A 23,817-nucleotide genomic window follows, 5' to 3' on the forward strand; every position below is an offset into this window, starting at 1 on the left:
CCGACATGGCCGACAACACCACCACCGACAACACCACCACCAACGACACCACCACCACTGACACCACCACCACTGACACCACGACCGCCACCACCACCTCCCGCCACGGCCTCGTCGTCCTGGACATGGCCGGCACCAGCGTCGCCGACGGCGGCCTCGTCGAGCGGGCCTTCGAGCGCGCCGCCGAGCGCCTCGGCGTCGAGCCCGGCTCCGCCGACCACGCCGAGAAGCTCCAGTACGTCCGCGACACCATGGGCGAGTCGAAGATCTCCGTCTTCCGCCACCTCTTCGGGTCGGAGGAGCTCGCCCAGCGCGCCAACGTCGCCTTCGAGGAGGCCTACGGCGCCCTGGTCGACGGCGGCCTCGTGGCCCCGCTCCCCGGTGCCCGCGAGACCATCGACACCCTCCGCGGCCAAGGCCGCACCGTCGTCCTGACCACCGGCTTCGCCCGCGTCACCCAGGACGCCATCCTCGCCGCCCTCGGCTGGCAGGACCTCGCGGACCTCACCCTGTGCCCGGCCGACGCGGGCGGGCGCGGGCGCCCGTACCCGGACATGGTGCTGGCCGCCTTCCTGCGCACGGGCGCGGTCGCCGACGTGCGCGAGGCGGTCGTCGTCGGCGACACGGCCTACGACATGCTCAGCGGATGCCGGGCGGGTGCCGGGGTCGTGGCCGGCGTGCTGACCGGGGCGCACGACCGCGCGGCCCTCACCGCGCACGGCGCCACCCACGTCCTCGGATCCATCGCCGAACTCCCCGCCCTGCTCGGCCCCTTCGCCCCGGAGCCCGCCGCGTGAGCGGCATCCGCTTCGACGCGGTCTCGGTCGCCTACGCGGGCACCACCGTCCTGGACTCCCTCGACCTGAGCGTCGAGCCCGGCGAGGTCATGGCGCTGCTCGGCCCCTCCGGTTCGGGCAAGACCACGGCGCTGCGGGCGGTCGCGGGATTCGTACGTCCCCGCTCGGGCCGGGTGTTCATCGGGGACCGGGACGTCACGGCGCTCCCGCCGCACCGGCGCGGGATCGGCATGGTCGTCCAGCAGTACGCCCTCTTCCCGCACATGCGGGTCGAGGACAACGTCGCCTTCGGCCTCAAGGCGCAGAAGGCGCCCAAGGCGCAGATCCCGGGGCGGGTCACCGAGGCCCTGGAGATGACGGGCATGGCGGCCTACGCCAAGCGCTACCCGCGCGAGCTGTCCGGCGGCCAGCAGCAGCGCGTGGCCATCGCCCGCGCGCTGGCGATCCGGCCCGGGGTGCTGCTGCTCGACGAGCCGCTCTCGGCGCTCGACGCGCAGCTGCGCTCCGGGATGCTCGCCGAGCTGGCCCGGCTGCACCGCGAACTGCCCGACGTGTCCATCCTGTACGTCACCCACGACCAGGTCGAGGCGCTCACCCTCGCCGACCGGATCGCGGTCATGGACCGGGCGCGGCTGCAGGACTGCGGCACCCCGCAGGAGCTGTACCGCACCCCGCGCACCGAGTTCACCGCCTCCTTCGTCGGCAACGCCAACCTCCTCCCGGTGACCGTCGCCGACGGCGGCGCGCTCTTCGCCGGGCGGAGCCTGGAGCTCGACCCGGGCCGGGCGGCCCCCGGTGCGAGCGCCACCCTGTGCCTGCGCCCGCACCTGCTGGCGCTGGGCGAGGGGCCCAACGCCCTGAGCGGCAAGATCACCGAGGTGCAGTGGCGGGGCTCGACGCACCGGCTGTACGTCGACGTGGACGGGCACCGGATCAAGGCGGACCTGCCGGAGCTGCGCGAGACCCCGGCCCTCGGCGACCACGTCACCCTGCACTTCGAACCCCGCGACGCGGTCCTGCTCTCGGCGGGGGTCTCCGATGGCTGAGGCCCCCGCCCCCGCCCCGGCGCCCCCGGCCCCCGCGCCCCCGTCGCGGTCGGCGTCGGCGTCGGCCGCGGTGCCCGCCGCGGCCCGCCGGACGCGGCCCGCCGGGGCCGGTGCGCGGACCCCGCCCCGCTGGGTGTGGGCCCTGCCGCCCGTGGTCGTGCTCGCCCTGGTCTTCCTCTACCCCCTCGGGCTGGTCGTCCAGCAGTCCTTCACCCCCGACGGCGGGGGCGGCGCCTTCGACGCCTACGGGAAGGTCTTCGCCTCCGCCGCCTTCCGCGAGGCCCTCGGCACCACCGTCTGGCTGGCCGTCGGCGCCACCGTCGGCTGCCTGGTCCTCGGCTTCGCGCTCGCCCTGGTCATCGCCTTCGTGCCGTTCCCCGGGGCGAAGGCCGTCGCCCGCTTCGTCGACGTCTTCCTCTCCTTCCCCTCCTTCCTCGTCACCCTCGCGCTGCTCTTCCTGTACGGCACGGTCGGCGTGGCCAACGGCGTGTGGACGGACGTCACCGGTGCGGCGGAGGGCCCCTTCCACTTCCTCACCACCCCCTGGGGCGTCCTCCTCGCGGAGATCACCTACTTCACGCCCTTCGTGATGCGCCCGCTGCTCGCGGCCTTCTCCCAACTGGACACCGCGCAGCTGGAGGTGGCCTCCTCGCTCGGCGCGAAGCCCGGCCGGATCGTGCGGCGGGTGATCCTCCCCGAGGCCCTGCCCGCGCTCGGGGCGGGCGGCAGCCTGGTGCTGGTCATGTGCCTCAACGAGTTCGGGATCGTGCTCTTCACCGGGGCCAAGGGCGTCACCACGCTGCCGATGCTGATCTACGGCAAGGCCATCCTCGAATCCGACTACCCGGCCGCCTGCGTGGTCGCCGTCGTCAACATCGCGATCTCCGTCGGCCTCTACGGCCTCTACCGGGTGGTGAGCAAGCGTGCTGGTGCATAGCAAGTCCGGCCGCTGGGCCGCCTGGGCCGGATTCGCCGTCCTCTTCCTGCCGCTCTTCGCCCTGCCCCTGCTCGTGGTGGTGGCGGCCTCCTTCGCCACCCACTGGTCCGGGGCCTTCCCCTCCGGCCCGACCACCGGGAACTACGCGGCCGCGGTCCGCGGGGAATCGCTCCAGGCCCTCACCACCAGCCTGGTCACCGCCCTGGTCGCCAGCCTGCTCGCGCTCACCGTCGGCACCTGGGCGGCGCTGGCCGCCGGCGGGCTGGGCAAGCGCGGGAAGCGGGCGCTGGACGCCCTGTTCGTGCTGCCGGTCGCCGTGCCGTCCGTCGTCGTGGGCCTCGCCGTGCTCGTGGCCTTCAGCCGCCCGCCGGTGCTGCTCAACGGCACGAGCGGCATCGTCGTCCTGGCGCACACGATCCTTGTCACGGCGTTCGCCTACCAGTCGGTTTCGGCTGCGATGATCCGTCTGGATCCGGCCTACGAACAGGCGGCGGCCAGCCTCGGCGCCCGCCCCTCCTACGTGCTGTGGCGGGTCAGGCTGCCCCTGCTGCTGCCCTCGCTCACCGCGGCCGCCGGACTCTGCTTCGCCCTGTCCATGGGCGAGTTGAGCGCCACCATGATGCTCTACCCGCCGGACTGGGTGCCCCTGCCCGTCCGGATCTTCACCGCCACCGACCGCGGCTCGCTCTTCGGCGGTTCCGCCGTCGCCGTGGTGCTGATGGCCGCCACCCTGCTGGTGCTGCTGGCCGTCGGCCGCGTCCGCACCAGAGCCTCCTACCGCTGAGCGGTATCCCTCCAGAACCCAGAAGGAACCCCATGTCCCGCGTGTCCCGCATGCCCCACAGCCTGCTGCGCCCGCTCGTCGCCCTGACCGGCTGCCTCGCCGTCGGCGCCACCCTCACCGCCTGCGGCGGTTCCTCCGCCGCCGACTCCGGGGGCGGCGAGAAGGTCGTCACCGTCTACAGCGCCGACGGGCTCAAGGGCGAGAAGGGCGACGGCTGGTACGACAAGGTCTTCGCCGACTTCACCAAGAAGACCGGCATCACCGTGAAGTACGTCGAGGGCGGCTCCGGCGAGATGGTGCAGCGCGCCGTCCGCGAGAAGTCCAACACGCAGGCCGACGTCCTGGTCACCCTGCCGCCGTTCATCCAGCAGGCCGACGGCAAGGGGCTGCTCCAGTCGTACAAGCCCCGGGGTTCGGACCAGGTCAACGGTGCGAACAAGGCCGCCGACGGCAAGTGGACCTCGGTCGTCAACAACTACTTCGGCTTCGTCCACAACAAGAAGGAGCTGCCCGAGGCCCCCACGACCTGGGAGCAGCTGCTGGACGCCAAGTTCAAGGGCAAGATCCAGTACTCCACCCCCGGCGTCGCGGGCGACGGCACCGCCGTGCTCATCAAGGCGATGCACGACTTCGGCGGCAAGGAGCCGGCGCTGGAGTACCTGAAGAAGCTCCAGGCCAACAACGTCGGCCCGTCCTCCTCCACCAGCAAGCTCGCGCCGAAGACCGACAAGGGCGAGATCCTCGTCGCCAACGGCGACGTCCAGATGAACTTCGCCCAGTCCAAGTCCATGCCGAACCTGGGCATCTGGTTCCCGGCCAAGGACGGCGGCAGGCCCACCACCTTCGCCCTGCCGTACGCGGCGGGCCTGATGGCCAAGGCCCCGCACACCGAGAACGGCAAGAAGCTCCTCGACTACCTGCTCACCGAGGACGCCCAGAAGCTGGTCAGCGAGGTCGGCGGCGGCTTCCCGGCCCGCGCCGACGTCAAGCCGACCGATGCCAACGCGGTCGAACTGACCAAGGTCATGACCGGAGTCGAGGTCTTCGAGCCGGACTGGGCCGACATCGACAAGAACCTGTCCGCGTACGTGGACGCGTGGAAGTCGGCCACTGGCAGCTGACCGGAAGCCGGTCGGTCACTTCCCCGTCACCCGCTCCCGCAAGAGTGACGTTTGCATAACGGGTCTGGTCCAATGGACCGGCCCCCCGCCGCTGTTCTCCCCTTCGCTTACTCCCTGGAGGAGTACGTGTCCCCTGTCCTGCCCGGACGCGCCCTCGCCGTGGCGGCCACCGCCGCGGCCCTGATCGCCGCCGCCGCCCCGACCGCACCGGCCGCCGCCACCGCGGCCGCCGCCGTCAACAAGGTCCTGGTCATCGGGATCGACGGCACCGTCCTCGACCGCGTCAAGGTCGCCGACGCCCCGAACCTCAACGGCCTGATGGCCCAGGGCCTCACCGCGCGCAGCACCCTGTACGCGAACCCGATGGCCGCGACCTCCTCCGGCCCCGGCTGGTCCACCATCGCCACGGGCGTGTGGCCCGACAAGCACGGCGTGAAGGACAACTCCTTCACCGGCAAGAACTACACCGCGTACCCCGACTTCCTCACCCGCGTCGAGAACGCCAACCCGGCGCTCAACACCTACGCGGCCGCCGACTGGGAGCCCATCACCTCCACCGACCAGAACGGCCCGATCTTCTCGCCCAAGGTGGACAAGCGCCTCTCCCTCAAGGGCGACCGCGACGGCTACGGCAGCGAGGACCCGAAGATCGCCGCCGCGGCCTCGGCCGAACTGCGCGACCAGAACCCGGACGCCGCCTTCGTCTACTTCGGCGAGATCGACCACGCCGGCCACAGCTCCGGCGCCGCCAGCCAGGAGTACCTGAACACCATCGGCCGCGTGGACAAGCTCGTCGGCCAGCTCCTCACCGCCGTCCAGGCCCGGCCCACCTACGGCCAGGAGAACTGGAAGATCCTGGTCACCACCGACCACGGGCACACCGACGCGGGCGGCCACGGCGGCTCGAGCATCCAGGAGCGCGGCACCTTCGTCATCGCCAAGGGCGCCGGCATCGCGGCCGGTTCGGTCCGCGGCGACGTACGCCTCGTCGACGTCGCGGCCACCGCGCTCCAGCAGGTCGGCGTCTCCACCGCCGGACTGGACGGCGTACCGCTGAACGCCCCGGACGGCGACCCCTTCGACACCCTGCGCCCGAACCTCCAGGCCCGGGTCGACGAGAGCGGCATCCCGGCCGCCACCAAGGGCTTCACGCACACCCCGCCCGCGGGCTGGAGCATCGACAACTCCAAGATGGGCACGGGCGGTGTCGCCGAATGGGCCGGATGGGCCTTCGCCACCGACGAGTTCTGGAGCCAGTCCCAGCGCGACCAGTGGCGCGAGCTGAACGTCCGCTCGCGTGACGTCTTCGCCGTCGCCGACTCCGACGAGTGGGACGACAAGAGCCACACCGGCACCTTCGACTCCACCCTCGTCACGCCCAAGTGGGCGGTGACCGGGGGCAGTACGAAGACCCTGGCCTTCCAGACGCACTACCGCCACGAGGCCGGGCAGGTCGCCCAGGTCCTCGTCTCCTACAACGGCGGCGCCGCGACCGTCGTCAAGAACTACACCGCCGACGCCGTCGCCAAGGCCGAGGCCATCAGCCTCCAGGTCCCGGCGGGCGCCACCGACGTCCAGGTCCGTTTCCGCTACAGCGGCAACAACAACTGGTACTGGACCGTCGACAACGTGACCCTGGGCTGACCCCCGGGCCGCCCGTTCTCCCAGGTGACCGGGTCGTGGACGCCCCACGCGTCCGCGGCCCGGTCCGCGTAGGGTGGTAGAGACCACATAGAGCGGTCAGCGGACCGGCCGGAATCCCGGGCCACCGAGAGCGGAGAACAGTCCAGTGGCAGAGCGCAAGCCGATCGAATCCTGGCTCACCGACATGGACGGGGTCCTCATCCACGAGGGCATTCCGATCCCGGGCGCGGATGCCTTCATCAAGCGGCTGCGCGAGTCGGGCAAGCCCTTCCTGGTCCTGACCAACAACTCCATCTACACCCCGCGCGACCTCCAGGCCCGCCTCCAGCGGATGGGCCTCGACGTCCCCGTCGAGAACATCTGGACCTCGGCGCTGGCCACCGCGAAGTTCCTCGACGACCAGCGCCCCGGCGGCACGGCGTACGTCATCGGCGAGGCCGGACTCACCACCGCCCTGCACGACATCGGCTACATCCTGACCGACCACGAGCCCGACTACGTGGTGCTGGGCGAGACCCGCACCTACAGCTTCGAGGCCATGACCAAGGCCGTCCGCCTGATCAACGCGGGCGCCCGCTTCATCTGCACCAACCCGGACGAGACCGGCCCCTCCGCCGAGGGCCCGCTGCCCGCCACGGGCGCCGTCGCCGCGCTGATCACCAAGGCCACCGGCAAGAAGCCCTACTTCGCCGGCAAGCCGAACCCGCTGATGATGCGCACCGGCCTCAACGCCATCGGCGCGCACTCCGAGACCAGCGCGATGATCGGCGACCGGATGGACACCGACGTCCTCGCCGGCCTCGAAGCGGGCATGCAGACCTTCCTCGTGCTGACCGGCCTGACCTCCGAGGCGGACACCGAGCAGTTCCCGTACCGCCCCACCAAGACCGTCCCCTCGATCGCGGACCTGGTCGACCTCATCTAGATCCCCTCCGGCACCTCTCCCTCGGCCGACCGTCGGACTTCTGACACGTACGGGCCAAGAGCGCGCCGCTCCGGATGCGGAGCGGCGCGCCGCACGTGAGTCTCCTTGTTGAGGAGGTTCACCATGCGCAGTGATCTGATCGCTCTCCGTGCCGCCGGGGTGGCCGTCGCCCTGACGGCACTCTCCGCCGTGACCATCGTGACCGCGCCCATCGCCCTCGCCAACGGGGACGATCGCGGCAGCGTCTCGGCCAATCCCGACCCCGCCCACCAAGGAGCGCAGGTCAAGCTGCGGGTCCGCGGCTGTGACAGCGACTCGGCGACCGCCACGTCCTCGGCCTTCGTCTCCGAGGTCCGGCTCGGCCGGGGCCACGGCGGCGGCGAGCGGGAGCTGTGGGGCGACGCCCACGTCCGCTCGGACGCCTGGTCCGGCCGGCACGAGATCCGGGTCCAGTGCGACCGGGACGGCAGGGTCACCGGTTCCCTGGAAGTGGAGCACCGGCCCTCGCACCACTCCACCCCGATCTGGCCGGTCCACGCCGGTGGCGGCGGGATGGCGGCCGAGCTGGCCGCCGCGCCCCCGGCGAACGCCACCACCGCGAAGAAGGACCACGACACGGGCGGCCCCGGTCTGCCGCACACGGTGATCGGCGCGGTGCTGGCCGCCGCGGCGACCCTCGCCGTGGCGGGCCGCGCGCTGGCCCTGCGCCGCCGCCGCAGCGGGCAGTGAGGCCGCCGCCGTGAGCGCGGAGCCGAAGGCGTCGGGCAGCGGCCGGTTGCTGACGGCCGCCGCCTGGACCGTGCTGGTGCTGGGGCTGTGGCTGTGGGGCCGCGAGATCACCGGGGTGCCCGGGGGTCCGTACGCCCAGCCCGGGCTGATGGCCGCCCCCGGGCTGCCCGCCGCGCACGCCCCGCTCCCCGCGCCTGCGGCGGCCGGGCCGCCGCAGCGCGTGGACGTGCCCTCCATAGGCATCCAGGCCCCGGTGATGGTCCGGGGCCTGGACGCCGAGGGGGCGATCGAACCGCCGCCCTACGACCGGCCGGGCACGGTGGGCTGGTGGTCGGGCGGGGTCCAGCCGGGCGCCGCGGGCACCGCGCTGCTGGTCGGCCACGTGGACACCGAGTCCAAGCCCGCCGTCTTCTACGGGCTCAGCTCGGCGCAGGCGGGCGGCAAGGTGCGGGTGCTGCGGACGGACGGGATGACCGCCGAGTTCACCATCGACGACATCCAGGTCTACGAGCGGGCCTCCTTCGACCCGCACAAGGCCTACGGGCCGAAGGTGCCGGGCCGGGCCGAGCTGCGGCTGGTGACCTGCGGGGGCTCCTACGACAAGGCGGCGAAGACCTACACGGCGAACGTGGTCGTGTCGGCGTACCTGACGGCCACGATGAAGACGGCCGAACAGCCCGAACCGGCCGGATCGCCCCCGTCCGCCGCGGCGGGCGGCTGACACGGGCCCGGCCGCGCGTCCGTCGCCCGGGCCGCGGCCGGGCCCGTCCTCGACCGCGCGGGCCCGCCCGGGCTGCGGGAGGAAGCCGGGGGACCGCTGCGGGAGGTCCGCCCGCCACTGTAGGGCCGCAGGACACAGCGAAGAAGCCCCCCGCGTGAGCGAGGGGCTTCTTCGTGTCTGTGCGCCGCCAGGGACTCGAACCCCGGACCCGCTGATTAAGAGTCAGCTGCTCTAACCAACTGAGCTAGCGGCGCTTGTTCCGACAAAGAGAACTTTACCCCACACGGGACGGTGCTCGTGACAACACACGCCCGCCTTGTCCGATTAGCCCATGTTTAGGGTGTTTATCGTGCACGATGTGTTCTGGCCGCGCCGTACCTGATGCCCCGCCAGATGCGCCCCCGGCCGCCCAGTGGACGAAACAGGGGAGTGGACGGAACCGCATGACGACGCAGCCTCCGACACCGATGCCGATGCCGCTCTTCACGGACTACGACCCCGGGCGCGACTGCGCGTGCCCGGGCTGCGCACAGCGCCGCCGCTCCCTGGCCCGTGCCCGGGCCATACCGCTCCGGGACGGCGGGCACCCGGCCGCGCGCGGAGCCCGGCGCGCGCTGGTGCTGGCCACGGCCGCGGGCGTGGTGCTCGGCGGTGGCGGCGGAGCCGCGGTGGCGGTCGCCAACCCCGAACCGGTGCCGGGTCCGCTCGCGCCCGGCAGCCCGCAGGGTCCGCGGGCCCCGCTGCACGGCCCCGCCCCGGCGGCCCCGCCGCACGCGCCGACGGTGCGGCGGCAGATCGACCGCGCGGCGATCATCAACCGGGCGAAGCTGTGGCTGGACGCGCAGGTGCCGTACAGCATGTCCCTGTACTGGACCGACGGCTACCGCCAGGACTGCTCCGGCTACGTCTCCATGGCCTGGAACCTCGGCACCAACGAGTGGACCGGAAGCCTCGACAAGTTCGCCACCCGGATCACCAAGGACGAGCTCCTGCCGGGGGACATGCTGCTCTTCCACAACCCGGCCGACCCCAACCAGGGCTCGCACGTCACGCTCTTCGGCGGCTGGGTGGACGAGAGCCGCACGCACTACATCGCCTACGAGCAGACGCGCCCCAACACCCGGAAGCTGGCCACCCCCTACGGGTACTGGAACAACGCGACCAAGTACCTGCCCTACCGCTACAACGGGCTCACGGGGACGCCGCCCGTGCCCGAGGCGCCCGCGGTGACGCCGGTGCCCCCCGCGACGCCCGTGACGGTGCCCGCCCCCAAGCCGACGGTCGACGCGCCCTATCCGGGGGCGGACAAGTTCGGGCCGGGCGCGAACAACGCGTACGTCACCCAGCTCGGCCGGATGCTCGGCGAGCGCGGCGGCGCACGGTTCTACCCGCAGGGGGTCGGCCCGCAGTGGACCGACTCCGACCGACTGGCCACCGAGGCCTTCCAGCGCGCCCAGGGCTGGACCGGCGAGGAGGCGGACGGCCTGCCCGGTCCGCAGACCTGGAAGCTCCTGGTCCAGAAGAAGGGCAAGGACATCCCGCCCGCCACCGCGACCGGGACGACCGGGGCGGCCGGTCCGCCGTCGTCGCGGGTGCCCGCGTACCCGGGAGCCGCCGCACTGCGCCCCGGGGCGTTCGGGCCGATGGTCACCGCCCTGGGGCAGCAACTGATCAAGAAGGGCTTCGGCAAGTACTACACGACCGGCCCGGGTCCCCGGTGGGGCGAGGCCGACCGCCGTGCCGTCGAGGCGTTCCAGCGCGCGCAGGGCTGGCGCGGCGCCTCGGCCGACGGCTACCCGGGCCCGGAAACCTGGCGCCGGCTGTTCGCATGACGGAGGAAACGATGTACCCCACGCGTACGACGTCCACGACGGGCACCCTGCGGATCCCCCCGGTGCCGCCGCCCGCACCCCTGACCGTCCAGGCCCAGGACCAGATCCAGGACCAGATCCAGGACCAGGCCCAGGACCACGCCGAGGCCCAGATCCAGGCTCCGGCCCCGGGTGCGGAGGCGACCCGGTCCCAGGGGCGCTGGACGATGCCCCCGGTGGCGCCGCGGGCGGGCCTGCATACCCTCGGCGGCCCGCTGCCGGCCCCGGACGGGCCGGGGCCCGGGGCCCACTCCTTCGCGGACGAGCCGAGCCCGGATCGGGAGGCGAAGCCGTACGGCTACGCGGCGCGGCCGCACCCGTGGGCGCGGGAGCAGGGCCCCGAGGCCGGGCCGGACCCGGAGGAGGACCGGCCCCTGTGGGAGGAGGTCGGCCCCGAGCCCGCGGCCGAGGAGGCGGACGCGCCCGCGGAGGCGGAGGCGGACGCCGCCGACACCGGGTGGACGTGGCCCGAGGTCCCCGCCGCGCGCGGCGGGACCGGAACGGAAGCGGAGGCCCCGGCGGTCGAGGCCGACCCGGCCCCGGCCATGGTCGCGGCCGGAGCGGGGGCGGGGTTCGGCTCCGCGCCCGCCGTCGCCGCGGCCCCCGCGCAGGTGCTGGACCTCGCCCCGCTCCCCGCCCCCGCGGCGGCCGCACCCCCCGCCCCGGAAGCGGACCCCGCCCCCCGCGCCCCCGCGGTCGAGGCCGCCCCCGTCCGCGCGCTGGACGCCGTACCGGCACCCGGAGCGGAGCCGGACCCCGAGCCCGCAACCGCGCCCGACCCCGGTGCGGCCCGCCCGCACGGGGCCGGTGTGTGGCCGCCGCCGCCCGTCCCCGGAGGCGGGCGCGGGGTGCCCGGGCCCGGGGTCGCGCACGTGGTCGCGCAGGCCGTGGCCCGGGGGATGGAGGAGGACACCCAGGACCTGCCCCGGGTGACCCTCCCGGGGCCGGGCTCCGCGGCCACCGAGGTACCGGCCGATCTGCCCTTCCGGGACGGGGCGAGCGGGGTGCTGCGCCCCTCGGCCGCCCCCCGGCCCCGCCCGGCGCGCCCCGCCGCCCCCGGCCGCCGGGTCCCGCGCGGTGACGAACGGCTGCGCGAGCGCCGCGGCCCGGTGCTGCCCGGCTCGGTTGGCCTGCTCGTCGGCGGCCTCGCCCTCGCCGGATGCGCGGCCGTGCTCTGGCGGGCCGGGGCGCTGCCCGCCGCGCTGGTGGCGGGCTTCGGCGTCACGCCCCGGGCGTACCAGGGGCTGCGCGCCTACCAGTGGCCCCCGCTCGCCTTCCTCGGGATCGTCGCCCTGTTCGCCCTCGGCGGGCTCGGGCGGGGTCGTACCGGGCACGCGCTGGTGCTGACCCTCTTCGGCCGCTACCGCGGCACGGTCCGCCGGACGGGCCTGCTGTGGGCCAGCCCGCTGCTGCTGCGCCGCCGGGTCGACGTACGGCTGCGGCATTGGCGCAGCGACCCGCTGCCCGCCGTGGACTCGGGCGGTCTGGCCCTCCAGGTCGTCGTGCAGGTGGTCTGGCAGATCAAGGACACCGCCCGCGCCGCGCTGGCCGTCGAGGACCACATCGACTACCTCGCCGAGCAGGTCGAGTCCGCCATGGCCCGGGTGCTCTCGCAGCTGCCGGCCGACGCCTTCCACGAGGACGCCCCGACCCTGCGCGACGCGGAGGCGGTCGGGGACGCGCTGACCCGGATGCTGGCGGACGAGACGGAGGCGGTGGGCATCGAGGTGTACTCGGCCCAGCCGACCCGGATCGAGTACGCCCCGGAGGTCGCCGCGGCGATGCGCCGGCGCCGGGTCGCCGCGATCGACGCGAAGCACCGGGACAGCGTGCTGACCTCGGTGGTGGACGCGGTCGACGACACCGTCAACCGGCTGACCTCGCGCGGGCTCGTCGAGCTGGACGACTACGAGCGCAAGGCGCTCGTCAAGGACCTCACCGTGGCCTTCTACACGGGCCGCCCCGAGTAGCCCGCAGGGCCGGGTGGATGGGCGAGGGGCGGCCGGAGCCACCGGCCGCCCCTCGCGCGCGTCCGCCCACATTGCGGGACGCCCGTTCGCCGATTGGTCTGGACATGGCCAACTCCCGTCAATAATCTGGAACTTGGTCTAGACCTGAATTCCGGTACCGCAGTCCCCACGCGTGCGCACGCTCACCGAACTCCCCCCACGTTCTAGGAGCATCATGCGTAAGTCCCGCATGTCCATCCCCATGCCCAGACGGATCGGCTCCGCCGCGATCGGCCTCGGCATGATCGTCGGCGTGTCCGTCCTCAGCGCCCCCACCGCGAGCAGCCACGGGTACACCGACACGCCCATCAGCCGCCAGAAGCTCTGTGCCAACAAGACCGTCGCCGACTGCGGCCCCATCCAGTGGGAACCGCAGAGCGTCGAGGGCCTCAAGGGCTTCCCGGCGGCCGGGCCCGCCGACGGCCGGATATGTTCCGGCAACCACACCGAGTTCGCGCAGCTCGACGACCCGCGCGGCGGCACCTGGCCGACGACGAAGATCACCAGCGGCGCGCCCTACGACTTCCGGTGGCAGTTCACGGCGAACCACTCCACCACCGACTTCCGCTACTACGTCACCAAGAACGGATGGGACCCGACCAAGCCGCTCACCAGGGCCTCGCTCGACCCGCAGCCCTTCCTCACGGTCGCCTACAACGGCGCCCGCCCCGCCATGACCACCATCCACCACGGCACGCTGCCCAGCGGCAAGACGGGCCGGCACATGATCCTGGCGGTGTGGACGGTCAACGACACGGCCAACGCCTTCTACTCCTGCTCCGACGTTCAGTTCTGACGCAGCGTCAGCTACCCTCCGCCCGTATGCGGAGGACGACGACACCAGGAACCGTCGCGGAGCTCGTGGCGCGCCAGTGGGACGATCACCGGCCCGGGCTGAGGTACGGCGACGCCGTCCTCAGCCACCACCGGAGCGCCGCCGAGAGCGCCGCGCGCGCGGCGCTGCTCGTCGACCTGCTCCCTCCGGGGGAGCCCCCGCACGTGGGGGTGCTGCTCGACAACACCCCCGAGTTCCCGTTCTGGCTCGGCGCGGCGGCCCTGGCCGGGGCCGCCGTCGCCGGGATCAACCCCACGCGGCGCGGCCCCGAGCTGGCCCGCGACATCCTGCACACCGACTGCCGGATCCTGGTCACCGAGCGGGCCCACCTGCCGCTGCTCGACGGCCTCGACCTGCCCGGCGTGCGGATCCTGGTGACCGACGACGACGGGGAGTACGCCGCCCTGCTCGCCCCCTACGCCGGTGCCGGGCCGGGGGACGCCGTGCTCCGGCCCGCCGGCCCGGGGCCCGGCGACCGGCTGCTCCTCTACTTCACCTCCGGGTCCACCGGCGCCCCCAAGGCGGCGATCTGCACCCAGGGGCGGCTCGCCGCCGCCGGTGCGGCGCTGGTGCGGCAGTTCTCGGTCACCCCCGAGGACGTCCACTACATCTGCATGCCGATGTTCCACGGCAACGCCGTCATCGCCGACTGGCTCCCGGCGCTGGCCGGGGGCGCCTCGGTGGCGCTGCGCCGCCGCTTCTCGGCCTCCGCGTTCCTGGACGACGTACGGACCCACGGGGCGACGTACTTCACCTACGTCGGGCGGGCCGTCCAGTACCTCCTGGCCACCGAGCCGCGCCCCGACGACCGGGACAATCCGCTGCGCCTCGGCTTCGGCACCGAGGCCGGGGCGGTGGACGCGGCCCGCTTCGCCGAGCGCTTCGGGGTCCGCCTCGTCGAGGGCTACGGCGCCACGGAGGGCGGCGCCTCCGTGCAGCGCACCCCGGACACCCCCGCGGGCGCCCTGGGCCGGGCGGGCGCGGGGGACGACCTGGCGGTGATCGACCCGGAGACGGGCGCCGAGTGCCCGCCCGCGGAGTTCGACGCCGGGGGCCGCCTGACGAACGGCGCCGAGTCCATAGGGGAGCTGGTCAACCGGGGCCGCAGCCTCTTCGAGGGGTACTGGCGCAATCCCGATGCGGAGGCGGCCCGCACCCGGGACGGCTGGTACTGGACCGGGGACCTCTTCTTCCGCGACCGGGACGGCTTCCTCTACTTCGCCGGACGCACGGACGACCGGCTGCGCGTCGACAGCGAGAACCTGGCCGCCGCGATGATCGAGAACATCCTGGCCCGGTGGCAGGACGCGGCGGCCGTCGCGGTCTACGCGGTGCCGGACGAGGTGGCCGGGGACCAGGTGATGGCCGCCGTCGCGCTGCGGCCGGGGGCCGCCTTCGATCCGGGGGGCTTCGAGGCGTTCCTCGCCGCGCAGCCGGACCTGGGCACGAAGATGGCGCCGCGCTACGTGCGGGTGGTGGCGGCCATGCCGGTGACCGCGACGAACAAGGTGCACCGGGTGGGCCTGCGCCGGGCCGGTTTCCGCACGCCGGACCCGGTGTGGTGGCGCCCGGCCGGGGCGGCGGGCTACCGGCCGCTGGCGGCGGCGGACCTGTCCGCGCTCCTGGAGTCCTACGCGGCCCAGTCCCGCGCGGAGCTGCTGGACCGCTGACCGGGGCGGACCGGGGCGGACCGCGGCGCCCGCGGAAATGGTGGTCGCGAGCACCCCCGGGGACCAGGTAATATTTTCTTTGTCAGGCGCCGCTAGCTCAGTTGGTTAGAGCAGCTGACTCTTAATCAGCGGGTCCGGGGTTCGAGTCCCTGGCGGCGCACCTGTACTTCGGGCGGTTTCCGGTTCACCGGGAACCGCCCGAAGTGTTTTCGGCCCCGACCGCCCCGACTGCCCCGGCAGTCCCGACGGCCCGGTCGGCCCGTCCCTACAGCGTGAGCGACAGCAGCAGCGGCGCGGCCTTGCGGTTCAGCGCCTCGGCCGCGGCCCGCAGCCGGTGCGCGTGCTCCACCGGCATCGACAGCGCCAGGCAGCCCACGGCCGATCCGGCGGTGATCGGAACCGCCGCGCACACCGTGCCCACCGCGTATTCCTGCAGGTCGAGCACCGGCACCGTGGCCGGCTGGCTGTCCAGCTTCGAGAAGAGGATCTGCTCGTTCGTGATCGTCTTCGACGTCAGCCGGGCGATCTTGTGGCGCGAGAGGTGGTCGCGGCGGCCGTTCTGGTCCAGCTGCGTCAGCAGGCACTTGCCGACCGCGCTCGCGTGCGCGGCGGAGCGGAAGTCGACCCACTCGTGCACCTTGGGGGTGCGGGGACTGTCCGCGAACTGCGTGATGCTGACCTCGCCGTCCACGTACCGGCTGATGTAGACCGCCGCCCCCACCGAGTCGCGCAGCCGGTCCAGGGTCTCCTGGAGCTTGTCCCGCAGGGCCTGCTGCCGGTCGACGCCGGAGCCGAGCAGGACGAGCGAGTCGCCTATCGCGTACGCGCCGTCGGAGACCTGGAGCACGTACCCCTCGCGGCGCAGCATGAGGAGCATCGGAGTGAGGTGGGCGGAGGGGAGCCCCGTCTCACGGGCGATCTGGACGTCCGTCACACCGCCGGAGTGCCGTGCGATGGTTTCGAGTACGCGCAGTGCGTACTGCACCGAGTGGAACGGCGCGGTCGGCTCGGGCTTCAGCGCCACGGTTTCCCCCTAGCAGGTTGTTACCGCTTGCTCTCACACGATAGCCACGAAGGAGCCCGCACGGGGCGGCTGTTGAAGAACTTGATGGCTCAATCATGCCCTTCGGTCAGTGGCTACTCCGTCGGCATATGCCAAGGTCAACCACCCTGTCCCGGTGTGCCGGGAATGCCCCGGGCGCGGGCGCTGTTCGACCCCTTCGTACGGCCGCGTCACGGACCGATCACGGTCGTGGCGCGAACACGACGAGTGGCCGGACGAGGCCGCCGAGGGACGACAGAGGAGCGAAGATGGCTGACACGGGGGACGCGGTGGGCGCGGCGGACGCGATCCACGGAAGCGTCCACGGCTCGGCGCCGGTACCGCTGTCCGTACTGGATCTGGTCACCGTCGGCGCGGGCAGCACCGCGCACGCCTCGCTGCGGACCAGCGTGGACATCGCCCGGCTCGCCGAGGCGCGCGGCTTCCACCGCCACTGGGTGGCCGAACACCACTCCATGCCCGGGGTCGCCAGCTCCTCCCCGGCCGTGATCCTGGCGCACCTGGCCGCCCACACCTCCCGCATCCGGCTCGGCTCCGGCGGGGTCATGCTGCCCAACCACGCGCCGCTGGCGATCGCCGAGCAGTTCGGCACCCTGGAGGCGCTCGCGCCGGGGCGGATCGACCTGGGCCTCGGCCGTGCGCCGGGCACCGACGGGCGCACCGCGACGGCGCTGCGCGGCGGCGGCCGGCTCGACGAGGGGGCCGAGGACTTCCCGCGCCAGCTCGCGGAGCTGACCCGCTTCCTCGACGACGACTTCCCCGACGGGCACCCCTACGCCCGGGTGCACGCCGTGCCCGGGCCGGTGCAGGGCCCGACCGCGCGCCCGCCGCTGTGGCTGCTGGGCTCCTCCGGCTTCAGCGCGGCCCTCGCCGGCCAGCTCGGGCTGCCCTTCGCCTACGCCCACCACTTCTCCGCGGCGGGCACGATCCCCGCGCTGGACCTGTACCGGCAGAGCTTCCGGCCCTCGGCGGTGCTGGCCGAGCCGTACGCGCTGATCGGGGTGTCGGCGCTGGCCGCCGACACCGAGGAGGCCGCCCGGGCGCAGGTGCTCACGGGCGCCCTGTCGATGCTGCGGCTGCGCAGCGGCCGGCCCGGCCTGGTGCCGACGCCCGAGGAGGCGGCGGCGTACGACTTCGGCCCCCTGGAGCGGGAGTTCGTCGACAGCTGGCTCGCGAACGTCGTGTACGGCACCCCGGACGTGGTGCGCGAGGGGTTGGACGCCCTGGTGAAGCGGACGGGTGCGGACGAGCTGATGCTGACCGCGACCGGGCACAGCGGGGCCGCCCGACTGCGCTCGTACGGGCTCGTCGCAGATGCGTACGGCATGCCCGGGGAGGGCGCCGGACCTGCCTGAGTGCGCTCGACCGGGGTTTGGTTGGTTTGTTGCCAAAACCTTGCACGGAGATGGCCTAAGGGGGCCTTAAACCGCTCGTCACCGGGGTGACGAGCGGTTTCTTTTGTGCCGTCAGGTCTCTGACGAGCGGGTTTACCGCCTGAGTGGTCTAGTCCTTGTTTGGTCCAAACCATTGACGCGGGGTTGAGGTGATCGCTATCACTTCTCTCACCCACAGCGTTGCGACCTCCCCCCGAACCTCCCCCCGCCTCCGGAGGCCCCCCATGCACATCCGTAAACCCCTCGTTGCGGCGGCCACCACGGCCGCCCTCGCCGCCGGGGTGCTCGCCACCTTCGCCGGCCTCGGCACCGCGCAGGCCGCGGACTCCTCGACGACCGCCGCGGCGGCCGGTGGTGGCGTCAAGATCGCCTACTACGACCAGTGGAGCGTGTACGGGAACGCCTTCTACCCGAAGCAGCTCGACACCCGGGGGATCGCGAGCAAGCTGGACGTCCTGAACTACTCGTTCGGCAACATCCACCCCACCAACCTCACCTGTTTCGAGGCGAACAAGGCGGCGGGCGACGACAACAACCCCAACGCCGGTGACGGCGCCGGGGACTCGTACGCCGACTACCAGAAGTCCTTCAGCGCGGCCGACAGCGTCAGCGGGGTCGCCGACAAGTGGGACCAGCCGATCGTCGGCGTGATGAACCAGTTCAAGCAGTTGAAGGCGAAGTACCCGCACCTCAAGATCAACATATCGATCGGCGGCTGGACCTACTCCAAGTACTTCCACGACGCGGCGCTCACCGACGCCAGCCGGAAGAAGTTCGTCTCCTCCTGCATCGACCAGTACATCAAGGGCAACCTGCCCGTCGACGGCGGCTACGGCGGCGTCGGCAGCGCGGCCGGGATCTTCGACGGCATCGACATCGACTGGGAGTACCCCGGCTCCACCGGCGGCCACCTGGGCAACCACACCGGCCCCGAGGACAAGGCCAACTACACGCTCCTGCTGAAGGAGTTCCGCGAGCAGCTCGACGCCTACGGCGCGGCCAACGGCGGCAAGAAGTACCTGCTGACCTCGGCCCTCCCGGCGGGCCAGGACAAGATCAAGTACATCGAGACGGACAAGATCGGCGCGTACCTCGACTACGCGAACATCATGACCTACGACATGCACGGCGCCTGGGACGCCGACGGTCCGACCTACCACCAGTCCCCGCTGCTGAACTCGGCCGCCGACCCGACCGACCCGATCGCGCCGGGCACCCAGAAGTACGGCATCAAGAACGCCATCGACTCCTGGATCGACGGCAACGCGGCCTACGGCATCGCGGGCGGCTTCCCCGCCAACAAGCTGACCCTGGGCTACGAGTTCTACTACCGCGGCTGGAAGGGCGTCCCGGCCGGCACCACCAACGGCCTCGCCCAGACCGCGACCGGCCCGTCGGCCGCCCGGCCCACCAGCCAGCAGGCGGGCATCGCCAACTACAAGGAGCTGGGCGGGATCGTCGACAACCCGGCCACCACCTTCTGGGACGACCAGGCCAAGGCGTCCTACTTCTACAAGGACGGCGAGTTCTTCACCGGCCTGAACCAGAAGTCCATCCAGGCCCGGGTCGACTACGGCAAGCAGCGCGGCCTGGCCGGCGCGATGATGTACTCCCTGCTCGGCCTGGACGACAAGACCACCCTGCTGAACCAGATCTCGGACGCCCTCGGCGGCACCACCCAGCCGCCGACCACCCCGCCGACGACGCCTCCCACGACCCCGCCGACCACGCCCCCGACGACGCCTCCCACCACGCCTCCCACCACCCCGCCCGCGGGTTGCGGAGGGGTCGCGGCCTACGTCGGCGGCACCATCTACACCGGTGGCCAGCAGGTCTCCTACGGCGGCCACAAGTGGCAGGCCCAGTGGTGGACGCAGAACGAGGTGCCCGGCACCACCGGTGCCTGGGGTGTCTGGAAGGACCTCGGCGCCTGCTGATCCCCCCACCCCGCGCCGAGCGAACGCCGCCCCCGACCCCGCCAGGGTCGGGGGCGGTGGTGTTCAGCGGGCGAGGTCCTGCGGGCGGGCGCTGATCATCTCGGCGATCCGCTCCGGGGCCACCGCGCGCGAGTACAGCCAGCCCTGGCCGGTGTCGCAGCCCACCCGGCGCAGCCGGGCCGCCTGGCCCGCGGTCTCCACGCACTCGGCGGTCACCGTCAGGCCCAGCCGGTGGGCGAGCTGCACCAGGGCCTCGACGATGGTCTCGTCGGCCGGGTTCGGGTGGGCCCCCTCCTCGTAGCGGAAGCCGCGCACGAAGGAGCCGTCCAGCTTCAGCACCGAGACCGGCAGCCGGGACAGGTAGGCCAGGTTCGAGTAGCCCGTGCCGAAGTCGTCGATGGCGATCCGCACGCCCATGTCGCTGAGCGCCTGCAGGGCCTGGAGCGGCCGGCCCGCCGAGCCCATCACCGCCGACTCGGTCAGCTCCAGCTGGAGCAGCTGCGGCGCGAGCCCGGTCTCCGCGAGGATCTCCGCCACGTCGCCGACCAGGTCCGAGTCCCACACCTGGCGCACCGCGACGTTCACCGAGACGAAGACCGGTGCGTCACTGGGGTGTTCGATCTGCCAGCGGCGCGCCTGGCGGCAGGCGGTCCGCAGCACCCACTGCCCCAACTGGACGATGGAGCCGTCCTCTTCGGCGATCCCGATGAACCGATTCGGCGTGAGCGTCCCGAACTGCGGGTGGTTCCAGCGCACCAGGGCCTCCACCCCGCGCACCACCCCGCTCTCCAGGTCCACCAGCGGTTGGTACTCCAGCACGAACTCGTCCCGCTCCACGGCCGGCCGCAGCGTGGAGGACAGGGCCTGGCGGGTCATCCGGTGGGCGTTGCGCTCGGGGTCGAAGAGCGTCCAGCGGGCCTTGCCGTCCTCCTTCGCCCAGTACAGCGTGGTGTCGGCCGCCTGCATGAGGGCCGTCGCCGAGGTGCCGGCCGTCACCCGCTCCACCACGCCGATGGACGCGGAGACCGACAGCCGCTGTCCGGCCAGGTCGAAGGGCTCCTGTACGGCCGCCAGCGCGGACCGGGCCAGGTCCGCGAGCTGTTCGGTGCCGGTGGAGTCCTCCACGAGCAGCGCGAACTCGTCGCCGCCGAGCCGCGCGACCAGGTGCCCGCCCGTGCGCCCGTAGCCGGACTGGTCCGCGCAGTGGGTGAGCCGGGCCGCGACGGCGGTCAGCAGCCGGTCGCCCACCCGGTGGCCCAGGGTGTCGTTGACCGCCTTGAACCCGTCGAGGTCGAGGTAGCACAGGCCGATCCGGCCGGTCCCGCGCCGCTCGTAGGACGGGGCCTCCAGGGCGGCCGACAGCCGTTCGAAGAAGAGCGCCCGGTTGGGCAGCCGGGTGACCGGGTCGTGCATCTGCAGGTGGCGCAGCCGGGCCTGCAGGTCGCGCCGGTCGCTGATGTCGGCCACCGAGAGCAGCACGTCACCGGTGCCGGGCACCGGCCCCAGCGTGATCTCGGTCCACAGGGAGTGCCCGTCGGGGTGTTTGAGCCGGCGGGTGCAGCGCAGCCGGGCCCGCCGGCCGCGCAGCACCTCGCGGTAGGCCTGCCAGGTGCGGGCCTCGGCGGCCAGGTCCACCAGGTCGGCCGCGTTGCGGCCGTCGAGGGCGTGCGGCTCGACGCCCAGCAGCCCGGCGAGGGCCGCGTTGGCGTTGACGACGAAGCCGTCCCGGTCGACGACGGCCATCGCGAGGTGGGCCGCGTTGAAGGCGGCCCGGTAGTCGCGCAGTTCGGACTCGCGCACCGCGGTCCGTCCCGCCGTGGCCCGGCCGGGGGCGCCCGAGGGCGCGGTCGACGCGGCCGGTACGGCCGGGTGACGCTCCGTAGCGGCCGGGCGGATGCTGTCGGCCGCCGAACCGGTTCCTTCTGAGGTTCCGCTCACCGTTGGCTCCCGCAGTGCTCGTGGTCTCCGCGCAGGAAAGTGTGCCGATCATAGAGGTTGCCGGGAGGCCCTATCCAGCGGCGGCGCCGTGCGGAGCCCGCCGGGTCGGTGTGCTGACGGTGTGTCGGGCCTTCGTCGCCCGATCGTTTCCGCACGGCTGTGAGCGCGTGGGGTCCGCGCCTGACCTCGGCTGATCACTCGTGACGTTCTGTAGGCGCAGCTGGATATGCGCGTAAAGCGGCGGGGTCACCGGGATGCCGGATCGCTCACTCGTGTGGGGCACCGGAACAGGACATTAGTAAGACAATCGCCGCAAGGTGGGTGGGATGTTACGAAATCCACCACCGGAGGTCGATGTGCCGCTGCAGCAGACACCCGGGGGAGTGGAGCGCTACCGCGTGCGCAGTGCCGCGGCCGCCCTCACCTCCCTCGCGGCCATCGCCGCGATCTCGCTCGTGGCGGGTCCGGCGGTGGCCGATCCCGGGTCCGGGCCGTGCGAGCTGACCCGCACGCAGGCGCACCACTCGCTGGGCCTGGACACCTGGAACGGTGCCTACCCCAAGCCGGAACGTTCCCTCAACGCCCTGATGGTCTTCCTGTCCTTCCCGGACTCCCGGCCGCTCACCACTCCCGAGCAGCTGACCGGTGACTACTTCCCGGCCACCAGCGACTTCTTCGAGCGGGCCTCCTACGGCCGCTTCCGGCTGGTCCCGCACCCCCAGCGGCAGTGGATGCGGATGCCCAAGCCGTCCACCGCCTACGGGATACAGCGCGACTGGGCCCCCGAGTCCCGGGCGGCGTACCTGCGCGACGCGGTCGCCACCGCCGACCCGGCGGTCGACTTCAGCAAGTACGACATCGTGTACTTCGTCGCCGACCCGGACGCGCCCGGGGTGGACTCCGACGCCACCAAGGTCGTCAACTTCGACCGGCCGCTGCGCGCCGACGGCACCGACCTGCGGCGGATCGTCACCGTCTTCGAGAAGCACCCCCCGGACCGCAACGTCCTGGCGCACGAGACCGGGCACGTCTTCGACCTGCCCGACCTCTACCACCGGCCGACCGACGGCAAGGGGGACTGGGACACCTACGTCGGGGACTGGGACGTGATGGGCAGCCAGTTCGGCATGGCCCCGGACCTGTTCGCCTGGCACAAGTGGAAGCTGGGCTGGCTCGGCCCCGGCCAGGTCGACTGCGTGCGCGGCGGCACCTCGCTGCACACCCTCCAGCCACTGGGCCAGGCCCCGCAGCGCGGCGGATCGGTCGGGACCCGGCTCGCGGTGGTCCGTACGGGCCCCGGCAGCGCGATCGCCGTCGAGGCCCGGGGCTCCGCGGGCAACGACGGGGACACCTGCACCGAGGGCGTCCTGGTCTACCGGGTGCGTAACGAGCCCGCGTCCGGCGGCGGCCCGATCGAGGTGCTGGACGGCCACCCGGACACCGGAGCCTGCTGGGGACGCTCGGTCTACCCGCCGCTCGCGGACGCGCCGCTGGAGGTCGGCGAGACCTTCACCGTGCCGGGGGAGCGGATCACCATCGAGGTGGCCGACCGCACCCAGTCCGGCGCGTACACGGTGAAGATCACCAGCTAGCGCCCGGCGCCGGAACACGAAGAAGGCCCCCACTCGCGTGGGGGCCTTCCTCCGTCTGTGCGCCGCCAGGGACTCGAACCCCGGACCCGCTGATTAAGAGTCAGCTGCTCTAACCAACTGAGCTAGCGGCGCTTGCTGACGTCGTAGACATTAGCATCCGGACCGGCGGAAGGAAAAATCGATATCCGCAGGTCCGGTGCGCCCGCGGTGGCGCCACCGGTGCGGGCGGCCCGGACGCAGGCCCACAGCAGGGCCTCCGGCCCCGGCAGCCACGGCAGCCGGGCGTCCGGAGCCACCACCCAGCGCGAGTGGCCCGGTGCGCCCCCGGGCGCGGCGCTCAGCGCCGGTACGGTCACGGCGTCCCCCCGGCCGTGGCAGAGCGGTGCGGGCGGCCGCCCCGGGGTCGCGCCGTGGGCCTCGCCCCACTCCTCCCAGTCGAGCAGCGCGGGCAGCCGCTGGGCCGTGCCGGGGGTCGCGAACAGCAGCATCCGGCCGCGGTGCACGGCCACCGGCCCGCAGCCCGGCCCCTCGGCCCACAGCAGGTCCAGCATCCGGCGCCCGAAGACCACGGGGACGTTGACGACGTCGAAGGCGGTGCCGCACGGCAGTACCGCGGGGGCCGTGGGCCGGTCCTGCCACAGCGCGAGGGTGCTGCGCGGGTAGGGCGAGGCGGAGGCGAGCCACGCGGCCCCCTGCGGGGTGACGTGGGTCGCGGGTCCGTGGAGGGCGGGGCAGCCGGTAGCCGTCGTCGTCATGCGGCAGGTCTACCGGCCGTAGCGCCCCGCTTCCGCGGAGTTACCGGAA

At 73.0% G+C, this 23,817-nt stretch carries 19 protein-coding genes and 3 tRNA genes; 17 read left to right on the top strand and 5 right to left on the bottom strand.

The features are described from left to right. Positions 1-5: 5 nt before the first annotated feature. The 9 genes from ACFWAR_RS03570 (at position 6) to ACFWAR_RS03610 (ending at position 8,704) form a co-directional block, all read left to right on the top strand. Positions 6-797: a phosphonatase-like hydrolase gene (locus ACFWAR_RS03570; RefSeq protein WP_385772626.1), complete on the top strand. Its 792-nt coding sequence runs from the start codon at positions 6-8 to the stop codon at positions 795-797. After that, a complete protein-coding gene (locus tag ACFWAR_RS03575) occupies positions 794-1,843 on the top strand; it encodes an ABC transporter ATP-binding protein (RefSeq protein WP_385772627.1) in 1,050 nt (349 codons plus the stop codon). The genes ACFWAR_RS03570 and ACFWAR_RS03575 overlap by 4 nt, the downstream gene beginning before the upstream one ends. Next, positions 1,836-2,780 (top strand): 2-aminoethylphosphonate ABC transporter permease subunit, encoded by a 945-nt coding sequence (locus tag ACFWAR_RS03580; protein ID WP_385772628.1) that lies wholly within the window; start codon positions 1,836-1,838, stop codon positions 2,778-2,780. The genes ACFWAR_RS03575 and ACFWAR_RS03580 overlap by 8 nt, the downstream gene beginning before the upstream one ends. Next, positions 2,767-3,564 carry an ABC transporter permease gene (locus tag ACFWAR_RS03585; RefSeq protein ID WP_385772629.1) on the top strand — a complete coding sequence of 266 codons (798 nt, stop codon included), beginning with the start codon at positions 2,767-2,769 and terminating at the stop codon, positions 3,562-3,564. Before ACFWAR_RS03580 ends, ACFWAR_RS03585 begins: the two co-directional genes overlap by 14 nt. 50 nt (positions 3,565-3,614) lie before the next feature. Continuing rightward, positions 3,615-4,685, top strand: coding sequence for a 2-aminoethylphosphonate ABC transporter substrate-binding protein (locus ACFWAR_RS03590; protein WP_385772851.1), 1,071 nt, complete (start codon positions 3,615-3,617; stop codon positions 4,683-4,685). A gap of 126 nt (positions 4,686-4,811) precedes the next feature. Continuing rightward, a complete protein-coding gene (locus ACFWAR_RS03595) occupies positions 4,812-6,329 on the top strand; it encodes an alkaline phosphatase family protein (RefSeq protein WP_385772630.1) in 1,518 nt (505 codons plus the stop codon). 145 nt (positions 6,330-6,474) lie between these two features. Continuing rightward, complete coding sequence (locus tag ACFWAR_RS03600; RefSeq protein ID WP_385772631.1) at positions 6,475-7,254, top strand: HAD-IIA family hydrolase; 780 nt, start codon at positions 6,475-6,477, stop codon at positions 7,252-7,254. A gap of 123 nt (positions 7,255-7,377) precedes the next feature. Further along, positions 7,378-7,983: a hypothetical protein gene (locus ACFWAR_RS03605; protein WP_385772632.1), complete on the top strand. Its 606-nt coding sequence runs from the start codon at positions 7,378-7,380 to the stop codon at positions 7,981-7,983. Positions 7,984-7,993: 10 nt separating this feature from the next. Next, complete coding sequence (locus ACFWAR_RS03610) at positions 7,994-8,704, top strand: class F sortase (protein ID WP_385772633.1); 711 nt, start codon at positions 7,994-7,996, stop codon at positions 8,702-8,704. 180 nt (positions 8,705-8,884) lie between these two features. Here the strand turns inward: ACFWAR_RS03610 and ACFWAR_RS03615 are convergent. Continuing rightward, positions 8,885-8,958, bottom strand: a tRNA-Lys gene (locus tag ACFWAR_RS03615). A 213-nt stretch (positions 8,959-9,171) separates the two neighbouring features. Between ACFWAR_RS03615 and ACFWAR_RS03620 the strand changes: the two genes are divergently transcribed. The 5 genes from ACFWAR_RS03620 (at position 9,172) to ACFWAR_RS03640 (ending at position 15,249) form a co-directional block, all read left to right on the top strand. Then, entirely contained in the window at positions 9,172-10,536 is a 1,365-nt protein-coding gene (locus ACFWAR_RS03620; protein ID WP_385772853.1) for a peptidoglycan-binding protein, read from the top strand. 11 nt (positions 10,537-10,547) lie between these two features. After that, positions 10,548-12,545 carry an SPFH domain-containing protein gene (locus ACFWAR_RS03625; RefSeq protein ID WP_385772634.1) on the top strand — a complete coding sequence of 666 codons (1,998 nt, stop codon included), beginning with the start codon at positions 10,548-10,550 and terminating at the stop codon, positions 12,543-12,545. A 241-nt stretch (positions 12,546-12,786) separates the two neighbouring features. After that, positions 12,787-13,380, top strand: a complete 594-nt coding sequence (locus ACFWAR_RS03630; RefSeq protein WP_385772855.1) for a lytic polysaccharide monooxygenase — start codon at positions 12,787-12,789, stop codon at positions 13,378-13,380. A 26-nt stretch (positions 13,381-13,406) separates the two neighbouring features. Continuing rightward, positions 13,407-15,089 (top strand): AMP-binding protein, encoded by a 1,683-nt coding sequence (locus ACFWAR_RS03635; RefSeq protein ID WP_385772635.1) that lies wholly within the window; start codon positions 13,407-13,409, stop codon positions 15,087-15,089. A gap of 86 nt (positions 15,090-15,175) precedes the next feature. Further along, positions 15,176-15,249, top strand: a tRNA-Lys gene (locus ACFWAR_RS03640). A 105-nt stretch (positions 15,250-15,354) separates the two neighbouring features. On the opposite strand, the gene ACFWAR_RS03645 is transcribed toward ACFWAR_RS03640, so the two are convergent. Further along, a complete protein-coding gene (locus ACFWAR_RS03645) occupies positions 15,355-16,113 on the bottom strand; it encodes an IclR family transcriptional regulator (protein WP_385772636.1) in 759 nt (252 codons plus the stop codon). A 287-nt stretch (positions 16,114-16,400) separates the two neighbouring features. Here ACFWAR_RS03645 and ACFWAR_RS03650 point away from each other — a divergent pair, with 287 nt between their 5' ends. Together ACFWAR_RS03650 and ACFWAR_RS03655 are read left to right on the top strand one after the other, a co-directional pair. Beyond that, a complete protein-coding gene (locus ACFWAR_RS03650) occupies positions 16,401-17,507 on the top strand; it encodes an LLM class flavin-dependent oxidoreductase (protein ID WP_385772637.1) in 1,107 nt (368 codons plus the stop codon). A gap of 263 nt (positions 17,508-17,770) precedes the next feature. Then, positions 17,771-19,483, top strand: coding sequence for a glycosyl hydrolase family 18 protein (locus ACFWAR_RS03655; RefSeq protein WP_385772638.1), 1,713 nt, complete (start codon positions 17,771-17,773; stop codon positions 19,481-19,483). A 63-nt stretch (positions 19,484-19,546) separates the two neighbouring features. Here ACFWAR_RS03655 and ACFWAR_RS03660 read toward each other — a convergent pair whose 3' ends face one another. After that, on the bottom strand, positions 19,547-21,421 hold the full coding sequence (locus tag ACFWAR_RS03660; protein ID WP_385772639.1) for a putative bifunctional diguanylate cyclase/phosphodiesterase: 1,875 nt from the start codon (positions 21,419-21,421) through the stop codon (positions 19,547-19,549). Between the two features lie 326 nt (positions 21,422-21,747). Here ACFWAR_RS03660 and ACFWAR_RS03665 point away from each other — a divergent pair, with 326 nt between their 5' ends. Next, the gene (locus ACFWAR_RS03665; protein WP_385772640.1) at positions 21,748-23,013 is read left to right on the top strand and encodes a M6 family metalloprotease domain-containing protein; all 1,266 of its coding nucleotides are present in this window, start codon (positions 21,748-21,750) and stop codon (positions 23,011-23,013) included. Positions 23,014-23,071: 58 nt separating this feature from the next. Here ACFWAR_RS03665 and ACFWAR_RS03670 read toward each other — a convergent pair. Continuing rightward, positions 23,072-23,145, bottom strand: a tRNA-Lys gene (locus tag ACFWAR_RS03670). Beyond that, positions 23,136-23,768 carry a bifunctional DNA primase/polymerase gene (locus ACFWAR_RS03675; protein WP_385772641.1) on the bottom strand — a complete coding sequence of 211 codons (633 nt, stop codon included), beginning with the start codon at positions 23,766-23,768 and terminating at the stop codon, positions 23,136-23,138. The genes ACFWAR_RS03670 and ACFWAR_RS03675 overlap by 10 nt, the downstream gene beginning before the upstream one ends. Positions 23,769-23,817 lie beyond the last annotated feature (49 nt).

It is taken from the genome of Streptomyces sp. NPDC059917, from assembly GCF_042730635.1.
Taxonomy (GTDB): Bacteria; Actinomycetota; Actinomycetes; order Streptomycetales; family Streptomycetaceae; genus Streptomyces.